This window comes from uncultured Roseovarius sp. (assembly GCF_947489715.1).
Taxonomy (GTDB): domain Bacteria; phylum Pseudomonadota; class Alphaproteobacteria; order Rhodobacterales; family Rhodobacteraceae; genus Roseovarius.
This window is the reverse complement of record NZ_CANLER010000011.1, coordinates 77328-100308: the sequence shown is the minus strand read 5'-3', so window position 1 is coordinate 100308 and position 22981 is coordinate 77328. Positions and strand designations below refer to the sequence as shown.

General features: G+C 57.3%; 21 protein-coding genes. 18 read left to right on the top strand and 3 right to left on the bottom strand.

Annotated elements, in window-relative coordinates; genetic code table 11:
- The first annotated feature begins 110 nt into the window (after positions 1–110).
- Positions 111–1730: an L-glutamate gamma-semialdehyde dehydrogenase gene (pruA, locus tag Q1B27_RS21455; protein ID WP_299850964.1), complete on the top strand. Its 1620-nt coding sequence runs from the start codon at positions 111–113 to the stop codon at positions 1728–1730.
- 70 nt (positions 1731–1800) lie between these two features.
- Here pruA and Q1B27_RS21450 read toward each other — a convergent pair whose 3' ends face one another.
- Complete coding sequence (locus Q1B27_RS21450; RefSeq protein WP_299850961.1) at positions 1801–2235, bottom strand: ACT domain-containing protein; 435 nt, start codon at positions 2233–2235, stop codon at positions 1801–1803.
- Between the two features lie 81 nt (positions 2236–2316).
- Positions 2317–3747, bottom strand: coding sequence for a Na+/H+ antiporter NhaC (gene nhaC / locus Q1B27_RS21445; RefSeq protein WP_299850959.1), 1431 nt, complete (start codon positions 3745–3747; stop codon positions 2317–2319).
- A 176-nt stretch (positions 3748–3923) separates the two neighbouring features.
- Here nhaC and Q1B27_RS21440 point away from each other — a divergent pair, with 176 nt between their 5' ends.
- The 8 genes from Q1B27_RS21440 (at position 3924) to Q1B27_RS21405 (ending at position 10918) form a co-directional block, all read left to right on the top strand.
- A complete protein-coding gene (locus Q1B27_RS21440) occupies positions 3924–4826 on the top strand; it encodes a LysR family transcriptional regulator (RefSeq protein WP_299850957.1) in 903 nt (300 codons plus the stop codon).
- A 122-nt stretch (positions 4827–4948) separates the two neighbouring features.
- Positions 4949–5236 (top strand): hypothetical protein, encoded by a 288-nt coding sequence (locus Q1B27_RS21435; protein ID WP_299850955.1) that lies wholly within the window; start codon positions 4949–4951, stop codon positions 5234–5236.
- 364 nt (positions 5237–5600) lie between these two features.
- Positions 5601–6578: a TRAP transporter substrate-binding protein DctP gene (dctP, locus tag Q1B27_RS21430; protein ID WP_299850953.1), complete on the top strand. Its 978-nt coding sequence runs from the start codon at positions 5601–5603 to the stop codon at positions 6576–6578.
- Entirely contained in the window at positions 6575–6955 is a 381-nt protein-coding gene (locus tag Q1B27_RS21425) for a cupin domain-containing protein (protein WP_299850951.1), read from the top strand. The genes dctP and Q1B27_RS21425 overlap by 4 nt, the downstream gene beginning before the upstream one ends.
- Positions 6948–7421, top strand: coding sequence for a TRAP transporter small permease (locus Q1B27_RS21420; protein ID WP_299850949.1), 474 nt, complete (start codon positions 6948–6950; stop codon positions 7419–7421). Before Q1B27_RS21425 ends, Q1B27_RS21420 begins: the two co-directional genes overlap by 8 nt.
- Positions 7418–8701 carry a TRAP transporter large permease gene (locus tag Q1B27_RS21415; protein ID WP_299850947.1) on the top strand — a complete coding sequence of 428 codons (1284 nt, stop codon included), beginning with the start codon at positions 7418–7420 and terminating at the stop codon, positions 8699–8701. The genes Q1B27_RS21420 and Q1B27_RS21415 overlap by 4 nt, the downstream gene beginning before the upstream one ends.
- 32 nt (positions 8702–8733) lie before the next feature.
- Positions 8734–9981, top strand: a complete 1248-nt coding sequence (locus Q1B27_RS21410; RefSeq protein ID WP_299850945.1) for a Zn-dependent hydrolase — start codon at positions 8734–8736, stop codon at positions 9979–9981.
- Positions 9974–10918, top strand: coding sequence for an ornithine cyclodeaminase family protein (locus Q1B27_RS21405; protein WP_299850944.1), 945 nt, complete (start codon positions 9974–9976; stop codon positions 10916–10918). Before Q1B27_RS21410 ends, Q1B27_RS21405 begins: the two co-directional genes overlap by 8 nt.
- Here the strand turns inward: Q1B27_RS21405 and Q1B27_RS21400 are convergent.
- Positions 10903–11826: a LysR family transcriptional regulator gene (locus Q1B27_RS21400; protein ID WP_299850942.1), complete on the bottom strand. Its 924-nt coding sequence runs from the start codon at positions 11824–11826 to the stop codon at positions 10903–10905. The genes Q1B27_RS21405 and Q1B27_RS21400 overlap by 16 nt on opposite strands.
- Before the next feature lie 169 nt (positions 11827–11995).
- Here Q1B27_RS21400 and Q1B27_RS21395 point away from each other — a divergent pair, with 169 nt between their 5' ends.
- From Q1B27_RS21395 to Q1B27_RS21355, 9 genes are all read left to right on the top strand, one after another.
- Positions 11996–12340 carry a RidA family protein gene (locus Q1B27_RS21395; protein ID WP_299850940.1) on the top strand — a complete coding sequence of 115 codons (345 nt, stop codon included), beginning with the start codon at positions 11996–11998 and terminating at the stop codon, positions 12338–12340.
- A 144-nt stretch (positions 12341–12484) separates the two neighbouring features.
- Positions 12485–14005 (top strand): ABC transporter substrate-binding protein, encoded by a 1521-nt coding sequence (locus Q1B27_RS21390; RefSeq protein ID WP_299850938.1) that lies wholly within the window; start codon positions 12485–12487, stop codon positions 14003–14005.
- Between the two features lie 62 nt (positions 14006–14067).
- Complete coding sequence (locus Q1B27_RS21385) at positions 14068–14991, top strand: ABC transporter permease (protein WP_299850935.1); 924 nt, start codon at positions 14068–14070, stop codon at positions 14989–14991.
- The gene (locus tag Q1B27_RS21380) at positions 14988–15860 is read left to right on the top strand and encodes an ABC transporter permease (protein ID WP_299850933.1); all 873 of its coding nucleotides are present in this window, start codon (positions 14988–14990) and stop codon (positions 15858–15860) included. Before Q1B27_RS21385 ends, Q1B27_RS21380 begins: the two co-directional genes overlap by 4 nt.
- Positions 15857–16849, top strand: a complete 993-nt coding sequence (locus Q1B27_RS21375) for an ABC transporter ATP-binding protein (protein ID WP_299850931.1) — start codon at positions 15857–15859, stop codon at positions 16847–16849. The genes Q1B27_RS21380 and Q1B27_RS21375 overlap by 4 nt, the downstream gene beginning before the upstream one ends.
- On the top strand, positions 16846–17793 hold the full coding sequence (locus tag Q1B27_RS21370) for an oligopeptide/dipeptide ABC transporter ATP-binding protein (RefSeq protein WP_299850929.1): 948 nt from the start codon (positions 16846–16848) through the stop codon (positions 17791–17793). The genes Q1B27_RS21375 and Q1B27_RS21370 overlap by 4 nt, the downstream gene beginning before the upstream one ends.
- A gap of 203 nt (positions 17794–17996) precedes the next feature.
- Positions 17997–19091, top strand: coding sequence for a TRAP transporter substrate-binding protein (locus Q1B27_RS21365; RefSeq protein ID WP_299850927.1), 1095 nt, complete (start codon positions 17997–17999; stop codon positions 19089–19091).
- Positions 19092–19168: 77 nt separating this feature from the next.
- Positions 19169–20170 (top strand): TRAP transporter small permease subunit, encoded by a 1002-nt coding sequence (locus Q1B27_RS21360; RefSeq protein ID WP_299850925.1) that lies wholly within the window; start codon positions 19169–19171, stop codon positions 20168–20170.
- A gap of 10 nt (positions 20171–20180) precedes the next feature.
- Positions 20181–22832 carry a TRAP transporter large permease subunit gene (locus Q1B27_RS21355; RefSeq protein WP_299850922.1) on the top strand — a complete coding sequence of 884 codons (2652 nt, stop codon included), beginning with the start codon at positions 20181–20183 and terminating at the stop codon, positions 22830–22832.
- Positions 22833–22981: the final 149 nt, after the last annotated feature.

The following is a 22981-nucleotide window of genomic DNA, read 5'->3' as shown; positions in this document are numbered from 1 at the left end:
GTTCACATCTTTGGATCGAAATTTACTGAACGCCCTCGCTATTCGAAGATTGAGCAAACGCGCTTTGAGCGCTTCAATCCTTACGGCACCGAATGAGCAAGGGGAATAACATGGCCTTAGTGAACGAACCGATATTGGAATACCGACCGGGCAGTCCCGAGCGGGCGGCCTTGCAGCAAGAGCTAAAGGCGCTTCAGCAGATCGAGGTGGATATCCCCCTTCGCATTGGCGCAAACCGGATACGTGCGGCGCGGCAATTTGACTGCGTCATGCCGCATGACCACGCACATGTACTGGGCCGGTTTCACTGTGCAGATGCAGAACACGCCAAGGCCGCCATTGACGCGGCAGGCAAAGCACATCCGGTTTGGAGCAGAATGCCGCTGGAGGACCGTGCGCGTGTTTTCTTGAAAGTGGCTGATTTGATTGCGGGTCCGTGGCGGGCCAGGTTGAATGCGGCGACGATGCTGGGGCAGGGGAAAACCGCCCATCAGGCGGAAATCGACTCCGCATGTGAATTGATCGACTTTCTGCGGTTCAACGTCCAGTTTGCGCGCGACATTTATGCCAACCAACCACTGTCCGGGCCCGGCTGTCAGAACAGATCAGAGTATCGCGCCTTGGAAGGGTTCATCTTCGCCTTAACCCCATTCAACTTCACTGCCATTGCAGGGAACCTGTGTGTCGCGCCCGCTATCATGGGCAATACGGTGATCTGGAAACCATCCGAGCGCGCGGTCTACAGTGCGCATATGTTGATGGATATCTTTGAAGAGGCAGGCCTGCCTGCGGGGGTCATCAACATGATCCCTTCGGATATTCCCGAACCAGTCAGTGAAGCTCTGCTTACCCATCCTGACTTTGCCGGACTTCACTTTACCGGCAGCACACGTGTGTTCCAGATCCTGTGGCGCAATATCAGCAATAACATCTCCAACTACCGCAACTATCCTCGGATCGTTGGGGAGACTGGCGGCAAGGATTACATCTTTGCCCATGCGTCGGCCAATATCGACGCATTGGTCACCAGTATGGTGCGCGGCGGGTTTGAGTATCAGGGCCAAAAATGCTCAGCCGCCAGCAGGGCCTATATCCCGGCAAGCATCTGGGATGAGGTTGTGAGCAAGCTGAAGGCGCAGGTTGCCACCATCAAAATCGGATCAGTGACTGATTTTACCAATTTCATGTCTGCGGTGATTGATGATAGCTCCTTTGCCAACATCAAAAGCTACATCGACTTCGCCGCTGACTCTGACGATCACGAGATCCTAGCGGGCGGCACCTACGATGACACCAAAGGGTACTTTGTGCAACCAACTGTCGTCGTGGCCAAAACTCCGCACTCAAAGCTCATGAGCGAGGAAATATTTGGCCCGGTCCTGACGATTTACCGGTATGAGGACGCGGAATTGGAGGCAGCTCTGGAGGCTTGTGACACGGCAACGGCCTACGGTCTGACGGGTGCAATCTTCGCGACAGATCGCACTGTCATTTGCTATCTGACAGAGCGACTTACCCACTCGGCAGGAAATTTCTATGTAAATGACAAGCCGACAGGAGCGGTTGTTGGCCAGCAACCGTTTGGCGGTGGTCGCGCAAGTGGTACGAACGACAAAGCAGGTAGTATGTGGAACCTCATCCGGTGGACGTCTCCGCGCACCATCAAAGAGACCTACAATCCTGCAACCGACTATGCGTACCCATCAATGCTGCCCGACTCGTCAAACTAGCGGTCGCGCGCGGCGCATTGGCGACGTTCTCTCTGTGATCTCCCTGGCAGACAGAACGTCGCTTTTTCTTTTAATCCTGTGCGGCTGCGGCAGAGATTTCGCTCAATACCCGCAACGCATCTTGTTCTCTTCCATCAGGAATAAAGATGTGGTCGTGAAAGAAAGCGGCGACAGGGTTTACCCCCATATTCTCTTTGGCAAGCTCCGTGGCGATCCGCGCCATGAACCCCACCGCCTCAAGCGAGGAGTGGATGTTCAAGGTAATCATCCGGCTAGGGAAATCATAAGCGATGCTTTCAGCCTCGGCATCCTGCTTGCGTAGAATATATGTAGTCCCTTCTTCCTCTTCGAACATGAGCCGAGGCCTTATGTTTGCGGGCAGTGGCTTGTCCTTAAGGGTCACGAAGACGAAGACGTCATCAACCAATGTGCCTGTCATAGAAGACAGCAATACATCCAGGTTCTTTTCGCCTGACATAATAGGTTCTCCGGCATTGTGTGTCATGAAATGGGGCTTCTGATCACCGAGCATAGGCGCAAGGTCTATCTAATCAGAAGCCCCGGTAGGGTTGCTCTTCTTCTGCGGCTATTCGGCGGGAGCCGCTGCTGTAGCTTTTGCCTCTTCTGGATCAATCCGTCGGATGGTCCAACCCATGTATCCAAACAGAATTGTCACAATGGGTGACAGCCAACAGAAGAATGCGAAGGGCAGGTATGCCAGTGTCATGACGCCAAGGGTTGCCGCCTGATAAGCGCCCCCAGAGTTCCATGGTATAAGGTTTGCTGTCACTGTCGCTGAGTCCTCGACAGCTCGGGACAGGTTCTCAGGCGCAAGGCCACGTTCGCGATATGCTGCCGAATAGGTGCGCGCGCCCATGACAATTGCCATGTATTGATCGCAAAGCACCATGTTTGCCCCGATTCCGGTTAAGGCCGTTGCTCCGATCAAGCCCCCATCCGATTTCACCATAGAGAGAATCTTGTCGGCCAATGCTTTGAGCTGGTTGGTGCGCTCCATTACTCCGCCAAACATCATGGCGACGATCACGAGTGAGATGGTGTACATCATTGACTCCATGCCGCCGCGCGACAGCAAATCGTCAACATCAGCGTTGCCGGTTTCAGCGGCGTAGCCACCGAATGCGACATTGGCCAAAGCGTCATAATTCGCACCCTGCAAACCGATCGCTATGATCGCAGCCGAAATCACTCCCAACGTGATACCCGGAATGGCCGGCATCTTTTTGTAGGAGACGGCAAGCACAACCAGTGGCGGTATCAACATGACGACGTTAATTGTGAAGTTTTCGTCTAGGATTTTCAGCATCGTTGCGATGCGTTCCAAATCTCCTTCACCACCCCCATATTGCAGTCCCAGCACGATCTCTATGACCAAAGTAATGCCAAAGGAAACGCCAGTCGTATAGGACATGTGCCGGATATGGGTGAACAGGTCGGTACCTGCGAGGGCAGGGGCCATATTTGTCGTATCGGAGAGCGGCGACATCTTGTCACCAAAGTAAGCACCCGAAATGACAGCACCTGCCACCAGTGGCAGCGGAAATCCCAACCCAGCACCTACGCCCATCAAAGCCACGCCAATGGTCCCCGTTGTTCCCCAGCTCGTCCCAGTCGCGAGTGATGTCACAGCGCAAATCAAAAGGGTTGCGGGCAAGAACACGGATGTCGAAATGAAGGACAGTCCATAATAGATCAGGGTCGGCACCACACCGGCCAAAATCCAGACGCCGATCAAGATGCCGACGACGATCAGGATAATGGTAGCAGGCAATGCGTTTGTAATGCCGCGCACCATGCCATTCTGGATGTTTTGCCAGCTAAAGCCACAGCGCATCGCGACAAGCGAGGCGACAACGACGCCCAAGAGCATTGGGATATGCGGATCAAGACCATAAACCACAATCGAGATCGAGATGCCTGCGACCAATGACAGAAGCGATACCATCGCCTCCCAAAATTCTGGCGCCCTTGCGCCCTCAGGTATTGATGTTTTCACAGTCCCCTCCAATGCTTATTGTTTGTGCACCTTAACTGTTTGGCCGTGCCCGACCGTATTCCGAATTCGCAAAGTCAACTTTGCGGTTTTGAGATTTTTCAATGTGTCGAGTGATCTATGTTGCCAGCATGTCTGATGCGGTGCCGAACGGGTTGCGGCGGATTTAGGAAGAGAACATGGTCAGAAGTTGGGTTCAGGACAAAGACATCAAACTGTTTCGTGTCTTCTACGAGCTTGCCCGCGCTGGTGGGTTTCAACAGGCCCAGGTAAGCCTCAATATTAGCCAATCCAGTCTGAGCACATCCGTATCGCAACTTGAAACTCGCGTTGGAATGCGGTTGTGCAACCGTGGCCATGCGGGGTTCAGCCTGACTGATGACGGCCAAAGCCTGTTCATGGAAATCTCGGTTTTGTTCAAAGCAATGGAGAATTTTTCGACCAATCTGGCGACCAAGAAAGCAGAAATCTCAGGCAAATTGGCGATAGGCATTCTTGAAAACAGCGTGACCCACCCCGATCAGCGGATCATCCAGTCGCTGGCGGAATTGCAAGATATTGCGCCGGATGTAGAGTTGTCGGTCTACACCGCCGGTGCTTTAGAGCTGGAAACCCGGGTCTTGGATGGCCGTTTGCATGGGGCCATTGGCCTCTTCCCGCATCGAATTGACAGTCTAGAATATCAACCTTTGTTTGATGAGGAACATCGACTTTATTGCTCTGTTGAAAACCCGCTCTCAGAGGGCACTTGGAGTATTAAGGATCTGTCACGGCATCGATATGTCAGCCGAGACTATGTGGATGAAATCGAAGGGCTTGAACCCCCTGATGCGTTCAAAAGTGGCGCGTCGTCGCGGCATATGGAAGGCCTTATTCTCTTGCTGCGTACCCATAAATATTTCGGCTACCTGCCTGACCACGCTGCGCGCCCTTGGATTGACCGCGCGCTGCTGGCAGAGGTCGACGCCCCGAATACAATCAGAACCGGGAAATTCCTGCTGACAATGCGTCGCGAAAAACACCGATCAAGACCCTTGTTGGCTCTGGTTGACCTTCTCTCCCTGGCCAGGGCCAAGGGTTAGAAAGTGAGTGAGCAGCCGTAAAATGCACCGCCCAACAACAGGTGCGGCTCGGGCCAAAGGATTGGCGCAACAAGCAACCATGAGCTCAAACAACAATAGCTCAAAACGGAAGGGGCATCAAATTGGCCACAATTGACAGTCTTACTACGCCAGATATCCTTGGCTCGATAGGGGCAGCTACAATCGTCACGACCTACATGCTTTTGCAGCTAGGCAAAGTGCGCAGTGATCAGGTCTGGTATTCAGCACTGAATTTTATCGGTGCGGCATTGATCCTGTTTTCGCTGTATTTCAAATTCAATCTATCAGCCTTCCTGATCGAGATCTTCTGGGTCTTCATCAGTCTCTATGGCATCTGGAAAAACTCTCGTTCTTCCGATCAAAAAAGAACTGCACATCCAAGGCAGTAGGGGGTCGATCGCCTGAGTTGGCGACTTGTTTCTGCAAACCTCGATCGGATTAGCAGCGGTTCGTTCCCCAAGCGGCGAACAAGGAAAGGAGCCCTAAGGAGCAATATGCTGCACATCGGATGAATGGTTGCTTCCATCAGTTCAAAAACAGTGCTTCTGTGCCATTTATGTGGCGTCTAAAACGACAAAGATGTCACGAGCGTCGTGTCGTAGACCAATGAAAAACTCCAAAAATAGTAGTCTACCGAAAGCTGCTTTGCGATAGCATGGCCATCCCCTCTGGCATCCATAGACCCTGCCTATTTGCGCCGCTTCCAACAAGACGTTTCAATCTTCACAGATTCAATCAATCGGAGATTTCGTCATGTCTTTCCTATCCAAATCCCTCAGTTTGGGCGCGGCTGTTGTGTCGATTTTCGCCACAATGGCGTCGGCCGAAACAACCCTCCGCCTGGGCCATGTTTTGCCCGAGGCGCATAGCTGGCACGTGGCCGCAATCGGCTTTGCTGACGAGGTTTCTACCGGAACCGAAGGCAGGGTGACGGTCGAGGTTTTTGCCTCGGGCCAACTTGGCAGCGAGAAAGACGTGATTGAGGGGATGCAGTTCGGATCGGTTCAGGCCGGGGTGATCGGCAGCGGCTCGTTCCAATATATCGAGCCTAAGATGGGCATCATCGAAATGCCCTATGCCTGGACCTCGCGGGAGCAGGCCTTTACCGCGCTGGATGCCGATCTGGGGGATGCTCTGGAAGCCCTGCTTGAGCCCAATGGGCTGGTGGTACTGTCTTGGTGGGAAACCGGGTTCCGCAACATTACCAACAATGAACGCCCAATTGAAACGCCCGCCGACCTGGCCGGGCTGAAAATCCGCGTGACCCCGGACAAGGTCCGGTTGGCCACGTTCGAAGGTCTTGGGGCCGAACCGGCACCCCTGTCCTTTGGCGAGCTTTATTCGGCCCTGCAACAGGGGTTGTTTGATGCACAGGAGAATCCCCTGTCGATCATCGATGCGGCATCGTTCTTCGAAGTGCAGAAGTATGTTTCGCTCAGCCAGCATATCTTTGGCGCAGCCAGCCTGACGGTGGCGAAATCCACCTGGGACCAGATTTCGCCTGAGGATCAGGCCGTCATTCGCCAGGCTGCTCAACACTGGGCCGAAGAACAGCGCGCGATGGCGGCGCAAGCCGAAGCCGATTTGGTTGAGGCGCTGCAGGACAAGGGCATGCATTTCAACGACGTGGACAAGGCCGCCTTTGTCACGGCGGTGGAACCTGTCTGGAGCGCGCAAGCTGAGGTGTTCGGCCCCGAATTGCTGGGCATTCTGGATGGCTATCGCAAATGACGCCCCCGCGCCCTGAGGTGAAGCAAGTTGCATCGGTCGAACCGCTGCAACTCTACGATTTCAGCCAGAAAGTTTTGTTTTCGCCTGCCGAACGCGGTGAAGGGTTTCTGAAACTCACTGTAACCACGGGGCGCAAAGGGGCTCGCTCGCAACCCCACAGCCATCCGCGCGATGAGGTGACTCTGACGCTGAAAGGGCGAGCGGTGTTGCGCGCCGGGGGCGAAGAATTCGAAATGACCGAGGGCACGGCATTGCGGTTGCCGCCTGGGCTGAAACATGAGGTCGAAGTGCTGTCGGACGAATGGGTCGTGGTGGCTGTCTACTGTGATGAGTGCATGTTGTGCCGTGGCCCCGATGGCGGGTTCGCCAATGGATGAGACCGGGCGGCATACACGCCTGGGGGCGGGGGTCGATACGGCGGTTCGCTGGCTGGGGGCGGCATTGGTGGCCGGATTTTCTAGCATCGTCGTTTATGTCGTTGCCTCGCGCTACCTGTTGGGTCAAACGCCGCCTTGGGCCGAAGAATTGCCACGCCTGCTGCTGGTGTGGCTGACCTTTATCGGTGCCATCTCGGCGTTCTGGCGGGGCGGGCATTTTCGCGCCGGGCTGACTGATTTGCTGATAACCGCCCCGCGCCCACGGCAGGTGGTGCAGGGGCTCTCTGCCGTCGCGACTGCTGTGTTCCTTGTGGTGTTGGGCATCAATGGCGCACGGCTGGCTGACATCACCTGGTCGCATACCACCACCGCGCTCAGCCTGCCGGTGGGCCTGTTCTATCTTTCGGTGCCGGTCAGCTGCGCGATGTCGCTGCTGGTTCTGGCTTTGGGGGGGTGGCGCAAATGAGCCTTGCACTGGTCTTTCTGCTTGTCGCCTTTGTCCTGCTTTTGCTGATCGATGCGCCGATTGCCGTGGCCCTTGGGCTGTCCTCGGTCGTTTACCTGCTAATTGCCGACACGGCGCCGATGATCGTCGTGGCGCAGCGGGCGGTGGCCGGGATTGACAGTTTTACGCTGCTGGCGATCCCTCTGTTTTTGTTGGCGGGGCTTTTGATGGTCCATGGCGGGTTGGCCCCGCGTATCATCGCGCTCTGTGCGGCCTTGGTGGGCCAACGCACTGGCGGCATGGCGATTGTGATGATCATCGCCTGCATGCTTTTTGGATCGCTTTCGGGATCCGGCGTGGCTGACGTCGTTGCCATTGGCACTATGATGCTACCCGCCATGCGCGAGCGCGGCTATGATCCCGGGTTCAGTGCTGCGGCACTGGGCTGCGCGGGGTCGCTGGGCACTGTCATTCCGCCCTCCATTGTGCTGATTGTCTATGGCACGGTCACTAACAGTTCCGTCGGTCAGTTGTTTGTTGGGGGTATCGTGCCGGGCCTGTTGCTGGGCCTTGGGCTGATGCTGGTGGCCTGGGTTCAATCCCGGCGCTTTGGTTGGAGCGGAGGAGAGCCCTTCGATCGCGCCCGGTTGGCTGCGGCGGCCAAGGATGCGGCGCTTGCCCTGTTGGCCCCGGTCATCATCGTCGGTGGCATCCGCAGCGGTATCTTCACCCCGACCGAGGCGGCGGGCATCGGTGTGGCCTACGCGCTTTTTGTTGGGGTGTTCGTCTATCGTAGTCTGAACCTGCGGACGATCTTCAGGCTTTTGCGCGACACCACTGAAACCACCGGTGCAATCCTGCTGGTCATTGCCGCTGCATCGGTCTTTGGCTGGATTCTGGCCGCTGAACGGGTGCCGCAACTGGCTGTCGCTGGCATCACTCAGACCACGGACAGCCGTATCGTGGCCCTGCTGCTGATGATGGCGGTTTTGCTGGTGTTGGGCACATTCATGGAATCCATCGCCATCATCCTGATCCTCGCGCCGGTCTTTCTACCCATTCTTGGTCACTACGGCATTGATCCGGTCTATTTTGGCATCCTGCTCACGGTCAATCTGGCCATCGGGGCCAATACGCCGCCGCTTGGCATTGACCTGATGGCAGCCTGCCGCGTGGCGGGTATCCCGATGTCGCGGGCCTTTGGCCATCTGATTCCGTTCCTTGGCGTGATGGTGGCTGTGCTTATCCTGATGATCCTCGTGCCGGGGTTGGTCACTGGCCTCAATGACCTCATGCAATGACCATTAGGGCCAATAATAAAGAAGGAAATCCAATGTCTTACTCTCTCGACACGCGCGCCGATCTTAATCGCTTCTGGTCCACAATTGAGGCGTCAGCATGCATCGGCACCGGGCGTCCAGGCGGGCTGTCCCGTCTGACACTCAGCGATACGGATCGCGAGATGCGCGATCTTTTCGTAACCTGGTGCAAAGAGGCCGGTCTGAGCGTTGAGGTGGATGAATGCGGTTCGATCTTCGGGCAGCGCGACGGGCAGGACAATGGCCTGCCTCCGATCTTGATCGGCAGCCATCTGGACACACAGATCAATGGCGGGCGCTATGATGGCATTGCCGGTGTGCTCGCCGGGCTTGAGGTAATACGCACCCTGAATGATGCGGGCCATGTCACACGCCGCCCGCTGGTGGTGGTGGATTGGACCAACGAAGAAGGCGCGCGGTTTTCGCCGCCTATGGTCGCCTCGGGCTGTTTTGTCGGCACATATGACCGTGATTGGGTGCACGATCTGATCAGTGACGATGGTGCACGGTTCGGGGATGAGTTGGAGCGGATCGGATACAAGGGTGAGCGCCCCTGCAAGGCGGGTGAGATCGACGCCTATTTCGAGCTTCATATCGAACAGGGTCCGATCCTGGATACCGAGGGCCGAGATGTTGGGATCGTTACTGGCGGTTATCCGGTGCGGGGCCTGCGGGCATCTTTTGCGGGCAAGACGGCGCATACCGGTCCGACGCCAATGGATTTACGCCATAACGCTTTGGTGGCCGGGGCCCGGTGGTTGACGGCCGTGGATGATATCGGCTGGGACTACGCCGTGCATGACGGCAAGGCCACGGGCGCGCGATTGACCGCCTGGCCCAACAAGCCGGGTATCCTGTCGGATGTGGCCGAGGCGGTTTGCGACGTGCGTCACCCCGATCCCATCACCACCCGCGTGATGGCCGAAAAGATGCGCCGCTGTCTGGATCAAACTGCTGCCATGGCGGGCTGCACGGCCCGGATCGAGGATGAATGGGAATGGGGCGGCGATATTTTCGACGCCGAGTTGATCGACAGCCTGCGTCGACACGCCATGCGGCTGGATGTGAACTGGCGCGATATTCAATCTCAGGCCGGGCATGATGCCTATTTTCTGGCCACCCATTGCCCGACAGCCATGATCTTTGCCCCCTGCAAGAATGGTATCACCCATAACAACGAAGAACATTGCGAGCCCTCTGATTTTGAGGCGGGCCTGAACATCCTTCTGCATGCTGTTGTGGAGAGGGCCGACCGTGACTGATCTGTTGGATCATGCCCAGCTTGAAACTGCGCTGGACTGGGACGCGCTGATCGCCGAGTTACGCAATTGGTTCATCCGCAATGCGGTCGAGGCACCGCCGCGCCAGGTTCTGTCGATGCCACAACCTGATGGCAGCGAGGCGTCCCTTCTGATCATGCTCGCCTGGGTGCCCGGGCAATCCATCGGGGTCAAAGTGGTGACGTTTTTTCCCGAGAACGCTCAGCATGGCCGCCCGACGATCAACGCAGGCTATATGTTGTTTGACGGCGCAACAGGTCAGATGCGGGCCGTTATGGACGGTGATGTGTTGACTGCCCGCAGAACAGCCGCGGCTTCGGCTTTGGCGGCAGACTATTTGGCACGCAAGGATGCTGCGAGGTTACTGATTGTAGGGACGGGTCAGCTCTCTCGCAGTCTTGCAATGGCCCATGCCCGCCAGCGTGATTATAGCGAGATTGCAATCTGGGGGCGCAATAGAGACAGCGCCACCCATGTCGCCCAAGACCTCTGCGATGCCGGCTTGCCTGCGAGGGCGACAGACACGTTGGACGCAGCCTGCGCGTCGGCCTGCGTGATCTCGGCTGCAACGGCGTCGACCAAACCGCTGATCGAAGGACGTTGGCTACAGCCCGGCACGCATCTGGATCTGGTTGGGTCGTTCCGTGAAGACATGCGCGAAAGCGATGACGAGGCGGTCAGCCGGGCCCGGCTGTTTGTCGACAATCATGAAAGCGCCGCACGATCCGGCGATCTGGCACAGCCGGCAAAGGCGGGGCTGATTGATCTGATGCAAGTTGAGGCCGATCTGGCAGAACTGTGTCAGGGCCGTCACCCGGGCCGCAGCTCCGATGCCGACATAACCCTTTTCAAATCTGCAGGAATGTCATTGGAAGATCTGGCCGCTGCTGAGTTGGCAGCGCGTCACTCGACCTCCTGATACAGCGGCACCAACTCCTCGGCGGCCTCGACGAAACGCCGCTCGGCGGCGGACAGCTCTGCCATCGGCGCATGGACCAGGAACACATCCGCCCCGATCGGGCGATCCGTCAGCCGCAGCGGCCACAGCACGCCCTGGTCGATGTCCTGCTGCACCGAATCCGGCGGCAGGATTCCAATGCCCAACCCGGCCACAATCATGCGCTTGACCTCGCGCAGGTTCGAACTAGTTCCCGAGATGCGGCGGCCTAGATTGGCGCTGGCTTTCAGCACAGCCATTGGTTCCAGCCCCATCCCCTCGGTGGCACAGGTGAATGAGATGAAAGGTTCTTGCCGCAACTCACGCTCGGTGATGTTCGGTTGGCCAAACAGAGGATGCTCGGCACCGCAGAAGATGCAGAATTCTTCACGAAAGAGCCGCAGGGAATCGAGGTTCAGCACCGGGCGGGTCAGCAGGCAAAAGCCCAGTCCGATATGCCGCTTCGAGATGTTGCGCACAATCTCGTGGCTGTTGCGCACTTCCACATGAAATCGAACCGAAGGGTAGCGTTGATGATAAAGGCGCATCAGTTCATCAATCATCGGTGAGACGAGGTTCGATATGATCTGGAACCGTACCTCGCCCTGTTCTTCGTCCAACTTGTCCGCAGCCAGCCGGGCGATCCGGTCGGCCCCCTGGAACATCTCTCTGCATTCGGTATACACCTTGTCGCCGCGCAAGGTCAGTTCGAAATGGCGGCTGTCGCGAAATACCAGTTGGCAATCCAACTGCGTCTCCAATTTCTGTAGTGCACTGCTGACCGAGGGTTGCGAAATGCCAAGCCGCTTTGATGCACCGGTGATGCTGCGTTCCTGCGCGATCACATAGAACGTGCGCAGCAAGTTCCAGTTCAGATCCTCAAGCCCCATTGTATCAGGTCTCCCAATTTATAAATAGGACATCAATGTTCTTTTTATACTGACTCACTTCTTTCAAACATAGCCAATAGTTATGATTGAATACATGTTTCGAACCTAGCGTCATCCATATCTGATCGCTACTGCTGTGAGCGCATAGAACAAGACATGGAGACTACCGATGAGCATCACCTATTACGAACGCGGCACCCGCATGAGCCAAGTCGTCGTGCACGGCGACACCGTCTATCTGGCCGGGCAGGTCGGCTCTGCCGGTGCAGATATCACCACGCAGACGCAAGAGTGTCTAGCACAAGTCGACCGCTTGTTACACAGTGTCGGGTCTGACAAATCGAAACTGCTACAAGTGATCATTTGGCTGGCAGACATGTCCGACTTTGACGCAATGAATGCGGTTTACGATGCTTGGATTGACCCCGCAGCGCCCGCTGTCCGCGCCTGCGGTGAGGCCAGACTGGCCACGCCAGACTATAGCGTCGAGGTCATAGCCATCGCAGCCAGCTGACAGACCCGCCTACGACTGACCTATGACACGCATAGGCCAGCTCTATTTGACCGATGGCATTCATAATCTCATCCTTTCGAGAATATAATGTCACGGCCAAGTGCCGTCTCTGAACCATAAACTAGATCAACATGGGAGACCCAAATGAAGCAGGGATTACTCAAATCAGCATTGGCTTTGGCGATGGCTGCATCGCTTGGCCTTGCCCAGCCTGCCCTGGCTGGCAAGGATGACAACACGCTCAATGTCGCCTTCGCCGCCGAACCAGAACCGCTCGACACCTATAAGATCGCCGGTCGCGAAGGTCTGATCCTCGCACGGCATATCTATGACGGGTTGCTTTACAAAAACCTCGACACCGGAGAAATCCTGCCTGCCTTGGCCGAAAGCTGGGAATTCACCGGTCCCCTGACGATGGAATTTACCTTGCGATCGGGTGTGACCTTTCACAATGGAGCTGCATTTACGGCCGATGATGTCGTGACCACGCTGACCACGGTTATCAATCCGGACTATGGCACCCGTTACTCGATCTCGGTCGACTGGATCGAAAGCGTCGAAAAACTGACCGATGACAAGGTGCGCATCAACATGTCCAAACCTTTCGCTGGCGCGGTTGAAATGTTGGCCGATGCGCTGCCGATCTATCCTCATGAGTTCTTCGCGGAAAACGGCTCCGAGGGAATGACACGCACACCTATTGGCACTGGGCCCTATCGTCTGGTCGAGCAAGAGCCCGGCGTGCGTTACGTGCTGGAACGTTTCGAAGATCATTATGAGGGCAGCCCGAAAAGCGGGGCAGGCATTGACACGATTGTCGTGCGCTCGATCCCGGAAATGAACACACAATACGCCGAGTTGATGGCTGGTGATCTGGATTGGATATGGCGTATTCCGCCGGATCAGGCCGCCAAGCTGGAAAGCCGGGTTCAGATTATCAGTGCGCCGATCATGCGCATTGGCTATGTCGGGTTTGCGCCTGAGGCTCTGAATGGCGACAGCCCGGTTGCCGATCCCAAGGTGCGTCAGGCGCTGATCCATGCCACCAATCGGGGTGCGATTGTCGATGCGTTTGCTGGCGGGGCTTCAAAGGTACTGAACACACCCTGCAACCCGGCGCAATTCGGGTGCATGCAGGATGTGACGCAGTATGAGTTCGACCCCGAAAAGGCGAAGGCGCTTCTAGCCGATGCCGGCTATGCGGATGGGTTCGAATTGGAGATGGTCTTTGCCGCCATGCCGCGCCCAACGGCCGAGGCCGTCGCCGCTGATCTGGCCAATGTCGGTGTCACGCTGAACCTGAATGAACAGCAGTATTCCGCAGGAATTGGCAAATGGCGTAACAAGGAAATTCCTGCCTTCTTCTCGAACTGGGGCAGCTATGGGATTGGGGATGTCGTCTTTATCCTGTCGAACTTCTTTGGCGGTGGTGCTGATGATCTGGTGCAGGACCCGGAACTCGCCGAATGGTTGAAGGTGGCCGACACCTCTTCGGATCGCGCTGAGCGTGAGGCGCTTTATGCCAAGGCGGTTGAGCGGATCACTGAACAGGCTTATTGGATGCCGATGTATAATTTCAACGTCAATTATGGCCTTTCTCCCGATCTGTCCTTCACGCCACATCCGGATGAATTTGCCCGCTGGTGGCAGGCCGATTGGAAGTAAGACTATCTCCCTGACTGGGTGGGCCATAGTGTGGTCCACCCGCTTTTTTGTGTCTGGACGTCATGACCTTATTCATTCTCAAACGTCTGCTGATCGCATTTTTTGTCTGCCTTGCGGTGTCGGCCATCAGTTTTGCGCTGATGTTCCTCTCCGGCGATCCGGCGATTGCTATCGCCGGGTCTGGCGGACGGGCAGAGGATGCCGCGGCGATCCGCGTGGCCTACGGTTTTGACCGACCGATCCTTGTGCAATATGCCGATTGGGTTTGGTCGGCGCTGCACGGCGATTTCGGGCAGTCGATCTATTTCAATATCCCCGTGTCGGAAATCATCGGAAACCGGATCGGTGTCACCCTGACGCTTGGGTTTGTCGCCTTTGCGGTGGCCCTGATCGTGGCGGTGCCGCTGGGGATCGCCGCTGCCATGCGCCCCAACGGGCTGATCGACCGGCTTGCGCTGATCCTCGCTGTCACCGGGCAGGCGATACCCAGCTTCTGGTTGGGTCTGATGGCGATTGTCGTCTTTGGTGCCTGGTATGGATGGGTGCCTATTTCCGGCACAGAGGAATGGCAGGGCTATATTTTGCCGGTCATCGTGCTCAGCTATTATGCGCTGCCCGCCATGATGCGGATCACCCGCTCTGGCATGATCGATGTGCTGGCCTCGGATTATGTACGCGCCGCCTATGCCAAAGGTTTGCCGGCGCATCGGGTGATCTGGGGACATGCGTTGCGCAATGCGGTTCTGCCGCTGGTGTCACTGGCGGCCGTTCAACTGGGGTTGCTCTTGTCCGGATCCATCGTCATTGAAAGCGTCTTTGCCCTGAACGGCATGGGCCGTTTGGCCTGGGAATCGCTTCTGCGCAGCGATCTGCCGGTGGTGCAGGCAATTATCCTGTTGCTCTCATTGCTCTATGTTGCGCTCACGACGCTGGCCGACATCGTGAATGCGATGCTCGACCCACGTCTGCGGGGAGGCTCGATATGACAGCTCGATCGGCCAAAGCCCCTTCAAACCCCGTTCTGCGCCGCATTCTGACGAATTCCGGGGTATCGATTGGTGGGGGTGTCCTTATCCTCTTTGTGCTGATGGCGATGCTTGCGCCGCTTCTGGCCCCGCATGATCCGTTTGCGCAAGACCTCACACGCCGCCTCTTACCGCCATTCTGGCATGACCGATCGGTTTCCGAACATCTTCTGGGCACTGATCATCTGGGCCGGGATTACTTGTCCCGCCTGATTTTTGGGGCGCAGGTGTCGCTGGGTGTGGGCCTGGGAGTGATCATGGTGGCTGGCGCCATTGGTGTGACGTTGGGCTTGCTTGCTGGCTATTTTGGGGGCCGTGTCGATATGTTTATCAGTTTCATCATCGCCACGCGCCTGTCACTGCCCATTGTCCTTGTTGCCCTTGCTGCGGTGGCTGTCGGGGGCGCCTCCCTGCGCACTTTGATCATTGTCATGGGTCTGCTGTTGTGGGATCAGTTCGCGGTTGTCACCCGGGCGGCCACACAAAGCCTGCGCAGTCAGGAATTCATCGTCGGACTTCGGGCGATCGGCGCCAGCACCCCGCGCATTCTGTTTCTGGAAATCCTCCCAAACATGCGCAGCACAATTCTGGTGGTGGTCACATTGGAGGTGGCCAATGTCATTCTGCTGGAGGCGGCACTGTCCTTCCTGGGTCTGGGTGTGCGACCGCCCACGCCGTCCTGGGGGTTGATGATCGCCGAGGGGCGCGACAACATCCTATTTGATCCATGGCTGATCGCCCTGCCGGGCAGCCTGCTGTGCCTGCTGGTGCTTGCGGTCAATCTGTTCGGGGATGGGATGCGTGACATCACAGGGCCGAAACGCAAATGACCGAACCCTTGCTTGATATCCGCAATCTGCGCGTTTCAATACCGACAGAGGCAGGCCTGTTGAACGCCGTCAGGGGCGTGGACCTGCGTGTCACCCCCGGCGACACGTTGTGCCTGGTCGGAGAAAGCGGATGCGGCAAGTCGCTGACTGCAACCGCGATCATGGGGCTTTTACCGCGCTATGCCATCCAGAAACACGATGGGTTCGCGATTTGTGGAACCGACCTCAGTCACAATCCGAACTCCGCCCTGCGCAAGCTGCGGGGCACCCGTATGGCGATGATCTTTCAGGACCCGACGGCTGCGCTGAATCCGACGCTGACAATTGGAAGGCAGTTAACCGAGGCAGTGATGCTGCACGAACGTCTGTCGCGCAGCGCGGCGGACGAACGCGCCATTGATCTGCTGGACCGCGTGGGGATTGCCCGCGCGGCCTCTCGGTTATCGCTCTATCCTCATGAGTTTTCAGGCGGCCAGCGGCAGCGGATCATGATTGCCCAGGCGCTGATGTGCCGTCCCAGCCTGTTGATCGCGGACGAGCCCACGACTGCTCTGGATGTTACAATTCAGGCGCAGATTCTCAGCCTGTTGAAAGACTTGCAGGATGAGATGGGTCTCGGCCTATTGCTGATCACCCATGATCTGGGCGTGGTCGCGGCCGTCGCCACAGATGTGGCTGTGATGTATGCAGGCCGGATCATCGAACGCACGCCGCGCGCTGAGTTGCTCCGCCATCCCGCGCATCCCTACACCCGGAATCTGATGAAGGCGATTCCGAACCCCGGTGTCACGCCAAGAGGCGAACCGTTACCTTCGATCCCCGGTACGGTGCCAGGGCTGATCGGCGATATGGTAGGCTGCGCCTTCCGCGACCGGTGCGCGCAGGCACTCGTCCCATGCGGGCAGGACCCCCTGCCATCAAGAACCATCGGCACGGGCAATAGGCATAGCTATGAATGCTGGCTTTCAGACGAGGAAGATGGCGCATGACCGCTCCGATTATTGAGGTCGACAATATCGTCAAGGCGTTCAGGCTGCGACGCGGTATGTTCAAACCGACCGAGACACTTGTGGCGGTCGACAAGCTGTCTATCAAACTGAGCGAAGGCGAAACCCTCGGGCTGGTCGGTGAATCCGGTTGCGGCAAAAGCACGGCGCTGAACATGATCCTGGGGCTCAGCACGCCGGATGCAGGTGAAGTGCGTATTGAAGGACGTCCCATCGCGCAGATTCCCGTCGCCGAAAGGGTGCGGCTGATCCAGCCTGTCTTTCAGAACCCAAATGCATCGCTCAACCCGGTGCGCCGCATCCGTGATCTGGTGGCCCAGCCGCTGCGCCTGCATGGAGGGACCCAGATTGACAGCCGTGTGGACGAGATGCTCGAGCGCGTCGGCCTGCCAACCCGTTTGGCCGATGCCTATCCCGGAGAGTTGTCTGGCGGTCAACGCCAGCGTGTCTCGATCGCCCGCGCGCTTGTGCTGCGCCCGCGGGTTTTGATCTGTGACGAACCGACATCCGCTCTGGATGTTTCGGTGCAGGCGCAGGTGATCAACCTGTTGCTGGAACTGAGGCGGGATTTCAACCTGACCATGATCTTCGTCAGCCATGATCTGTCAGTGGTCGAACATCTGGCCGACCGGATTGCCGTCATGTATCTTGGTCGCAAGGTCGAAGAGGCAACCACGACCGCGCTGTTCGAAACACCACAGCACCCCTATACGAATTCGCTGTTGGGCGCGATGCTGACCCCCGATGCCTCTGGCGGCTTGCCGGATTTACGCTTGGGCGATGCCCCCGCCGACCCATTTTCACAGTGGAGCGGGTGCGCTTTTGCCCCACGCTGCCCGCGTGCTGCTGCCATCTGTCAAGACACGCCAGTGCAGGACCCCGATGCGTCTGACGGTGGGGCCGCCTGCCACTACCCCGGAGAATAGTGAAATATTCTAACGCTCTGATTTCAAATTACATTCGTCTGTCTATGCCACTCATAGGCGTTGTCTATTTGACCCATATCCACCCACAGACTTAGGTGACGTCACGCCCATCGGGAAGGTGCTGCAGGGCTTGCGCCGCCAATCTTTGGGCCAGACATGCGGGACCTATGCCCGCTTTACATGATCTTGAGAGGGAGAGGACAATGCATCGACGTAAGTTTCTAAAATCAGCGGGTCTGGCCGCAGCGGGCACCGGTGCCGCGACACTGGCGGCACCCGCCGTGGCGCAGGGTGTAAAGGACATGGCGATTGTGTCCACCTGGCCACGCGATTTTCCGGGCCTCGGCCTGTCAGCTCAACGGCTGGCCGAACGTATCACCCAACTGTCCGAAGGTCGTTTGCAGGTGACCTACTTCGCCGCGGGCGAACGCGTCGGCGCGTTTGACGTCTTTGACGAAGTCGCGGGCGGTAATTCCCAAGCCTACATTGGTGCGGATTACTATTGGAGCGGCAAACACGCGGGCTTCAACTACTTTACGGCGGTGCCATTTGGCATGACGACGCCTGAGTGGAACGCCTGGATCAAGTTCGGCGGCGGGCAGGAACTGTGGGACGAGCTTTCGGGCGAATTCGGGCTCAAAAAGATCGCCTGTGGTGGCACTGGCGCGCAAGCGGGCGGATGGTTCAACAAGGAAATCCAGTCCCCCGAGGATTTCAAAGGGCTCAAGATGCGCATCCCCGGCCTGGGCGGGACGGTAATGTCCAAACTCGGGGTGTCCACCGTATCTCTGCCGGGGGGGCAAATCTACGAAAACCTCGTCTCAGGTTCTATCGAAGCGACAGAATGGGTTGGCCCTTACAACGACTATTTCATGAAGTTCTACGAAGCCGCCAAATACTACTATACTGGCGGCATGCACGAGCCCGGCAGCGGCCTGGCCTTTGGTGTCAACAAGACCTGGTGGGATGCGCTGAGCGATTGGGAACGCGCGGTGATTGAGGCGGCGTGCCTTGAAGAAAACGCCGCCGCCGTGGAAGAAGCGATCGCTAAGAATGGCGAGTATCTGGGTCGGCTGGTCAATGAACATGGTGTGCAGCTTCGATCCTATAACGAAGATGTCTGGGACGCTTTCGGCGACGCGGCCGCCGAGGTGTTCGAGGAAACCCGCGCCCATTCACCGATGGCAGCCAAGATTAACGATGCCTATCAGACCGCATTGCGCGAAATCGGCACCTATCGCGCAGGGGCCGAGATCGAGTTTTCACAGCAACGTAACCGGGTTCTGGGCCTGTCCTAGGTCTTGCGCCACCGCACCAAAGCGGAGCCGGAAGATGTCTGGCTCCGCTCACCTATGGGCAGGCCGGAGGAATGATCATGCACGCGCAAAACAGGGCGCAACCAGAGCGATCTCAGATTGATGATATGCGATCTTCCCGACTGGTGCGCTGGTTCGGCTGGACAATGCTGTTCGGTCTGGCTGGCTTTATGGTGCATAATGCCCTTGTTGTCGGTTTTGGCTGGCCCGATTTCGGCGCACAGTTTTCCACCGGCAAACCGGCACTGACGTCCCTTGCCATCCTGGGGGTAACCCCTGCTTTGGCCCTTATATGGGTGGGCGTGTCCAAAGATCGCGCGCTGCGGCACGATGCGATAAGCATACACCGTTTCAACGTCTATCTCATTCGCGCCCTTTTCTTGGGTGTCTTTTTCGTCGGGTTGGCCGATGCCACGATCGCCTTTCTGCGCGTTGAAATACTGCTGCCAGTCTTTTTTTCAGACGCGCTGGCGGGGTCTTTGGGCCGGGCCCGATTTGTTGGCATGACGGTGCATTTGCCACTGCTGGCATTAGGCTTTATCGCGGCTCTTTTAACCCGAGGGGTCGGTTTCGTCTGGCTTGCGCTTCTGATCGTCGTGGCGGAATTGCTGATCGTGATCTCGCGCTTTCTGTTTTCCTATGAGCAGGCTCTGATGGGCGATTTGGTGCGGTACTGGTATGCCGCACTGTTCCTGTTTGCCTCGGCATACACCCTTTTTGAAAACGGACATGTCCGTGTTGATGTCTTCTACGCGGGCTTCACCGACCGGCGCAAAGGGGCCGTCAACGCCATCGGAACCATTCTTCTGGGGATGACGACATGCTGGACGATCGTTGTCATCGGGTTCGCGCATAACCGCTCTATCATCAACAGCCCGGTCATGAATTTCGAGATTTCGCAAACTGGGTCCGCCGGCATGTTCATCAAGTATCAGATGGCGGCCTTTATCGGCGTTTTTGCGATCACCATGCTGATACAGTTTGTCAGCTTTTTCTTCGAGGCGGTTGCCGATCTGCGCGGCGAGCCTGGAAAACGCGACACGCACCCCTCCGGCCATTGAAAGCAACGCCATGGAACTTTTCTTTCTTGCTCTGCTTGTGTTTCTCATGGCCGCCGCTCTGGGGTCGGGCTATCCGGTTGCCTTTGCGCTTCCCGGTTCGGCCATCCTCACCATTGCCCTTGCCGCGCTGTCGGGTCTGCTTTTTGCTGGAGATGCCGATGCGTTCTTTCACTCTGGCGGGTTGTCTGAATGGTTGACCGCCGGAGTAACCAATTTGCGCGGCATCTATTGGGAGGTCGAGCGAGACACGCTGATTGCCATCCCATTGTTCATCTTTATGGGCATTATGCTGCAACGCTCGAAGATCGCCGAAGATCTGCTGGTGGCTATGGCACAGCTCTTTGGTCCGGTGCCGGGAGGATTGGGAATTTCGGTTGTGTTTGTTGGCGCTCTGCTGGCGGCAACCACGGGCATCCTGGGGGCGACGGTGGTCGCGATGGGGATGATTTCGCTGCCTGCCATGTTGCGGAACAACTATTCCAAACCCCTGGCGACGGGGACGATCGCGGCCTCCGGTACGTTGGGCCAGATCATCCCGCCCTCCATTGTCCTGATCATCCTTGCTGACCAACTGGCCAGCGCCAGCGATCAGGCGTCCTCCGCGCGCAAAGCGTTGCACAAAGACGTGACCGGAGAGCTGTCAATGCCCTCGGCCTTTGACGTGACCTCAACCAGTGCCGGCGAGATGTTTTTGGGCGCGTTCATTCCAGGGCTGCTGCTTGTCGGGCTCTATATGGCTTACATCCTCATCCGTGCCCTGCTGCGGCCCGAAACCGCGCCGACCGTCCCGTTTGATGCAGAGGTGACTGCCCGCTATATCGGCAAGCTGCTGCTGACGCTGGTTTCGCCCCTGGCCCTGATCTTCTTTGTGCTCGGCTCGATCATCGGTGGCATTGCCACAGTCAATCAGGCAGGCGCCATCGGGGCGGCAGGGGCCATCATTATGGCGGGGTACCGGCTGAAATCTGGAGAACGTAACGCCTATATTCCGGCCATCCTGGCGATCATCGCTCTGCTAATGGCCGCTTATGCACTGATTACCTTTGACATGAACATCAAGAATATCCAGACCCAAGAGGACCAGCGCGGCATCTATATCGGCGCGGCGGCCACCGGGCTGCTTATCCTTTCCTTGGTCTGGAGCGGTTGGCGGACCTATAGGATCGAGAACACGCTGTCCGAAGTGATGCTGGAAACGGCAAAAACAACCTCGTTGGTTTTCATCATCTTGCTTGGGGCTGCAATGCTGACGGCGGCGTTCCGAGCGTTTGGCGGCGAAGACCTAGTAAAACACTTCCTCGAAGGCCTGCCCGGCGGGTTCTGGACGAAATTCGCCATCGTCATGCTGGTAATCTTCGTTTTGGGGTTCTTCCTGGATTATATCGAGATTGCCGTGGTCGTGGTGCCGATTGTCGCGCCCATCCTCTTGGCCGACCCCAGCGCCAATATCACGGCGGTCTGGCTGGGGGTCATGATCGGCTTGAACATTCAGACCTCTTTCCTGACACCACCTTTCGGCTTTGCACTGTTCTACCTGCGGGGCGTCGCACCTGCCGTTGTCAAAACGATTGACATGTACAAGGGCGTGATCCCCTTCATCGCGCTGCAACTGGGCGGGCTGGCGATTGTGGGCACCTATCCGCAATTGGTGAACTATCTGCCAAATCGCGTATCGTTGTTGTCCGAAACAGCTCCGCCCCCCCGCAATCCCAGACTGCAGCATTGCCTTGAGACCTATGTTTCAGAGTTGTTTGCCTCTGAGGGCGATGATCTTCGGGGGGCCATTGTCTCGGCCCGGAGACTGGATATACGATACCTGCCTCAAACGCTTGTGGATCAGATCAACGATACGTTCGATATGTCGGAAATGAGTTTTGAACTCATGGACGATATCAAGGCTGCCGAGACCGCAATGGCAGTTGCGGCCCAGGAGTACCGCCCAATTCATAGCCATGTGCGCAGCATCCAACGTGACATCCGCATGCTGGAGGATCGCAGGCAAGAGGCCACAACCCAAAAGCAACGCGCACGCGGCGATCAGAAGGTCATTGCCGACGCAGAGGCAGAAATCTATGAGATTGATGCCAATATCCAGGCCTTGCAGACAGGCGTGCCATCCGACTGGGCCGCGCGCGAGGCGGAATTTTCTGACTATGCCCGCCAAGAACAAAGCGCCCGGCAAGTCTATCGGCGCAATGTGGACCTGACGTTCGATGGTCTGAGCGCCGCGCTTGCAGTGATCAAAGATGGCAAGCGTTATGTCGCGCTTCAGGCTGGCCTTCGGGCGCTGGAGGCCGAGTTGCCGTCCTTGCCGGAGGAGACCGCATTGCGCCGGATCGAGGATACATTGCGAGAGGTCCGACTCGTCAGCGGTTCGGAGGCGCTCGCCAGTCAGCTGAGTGCGGCACGCCGCGCTATTAAACAAACGACACCCAACATGACGGAGACTGCGAGGAAGGTTGCAGTGGCCGTTTCCACCTATACGGCAGATTTGGAGTGGCGGTCCCGCGCGCAGTCCGAACTGGCCGAGCCGATGAGCCATTTACACGACCAGCTGTCCGGAACCATCGGATTGCGGAGCTTGCCCAAGCTGACGCGTTCTCAGGCGCTTTACGTCGCGCGCTGCAACGCAATCCACAGAGATATCAGCTTGAACTTCTAAGCGAGGCAGCACATGTGATCTCGTAATGGCTAGAGTTGTCAGCGCTATGAAAGCGGACATTCGAACAAAGGACCAAGATGTCAGTTTTGTCCCGCTGAGCTGCCAATGGCAGCTGTGAGCCCAAAGTGTCGAATGCTGCGGCTCGGATG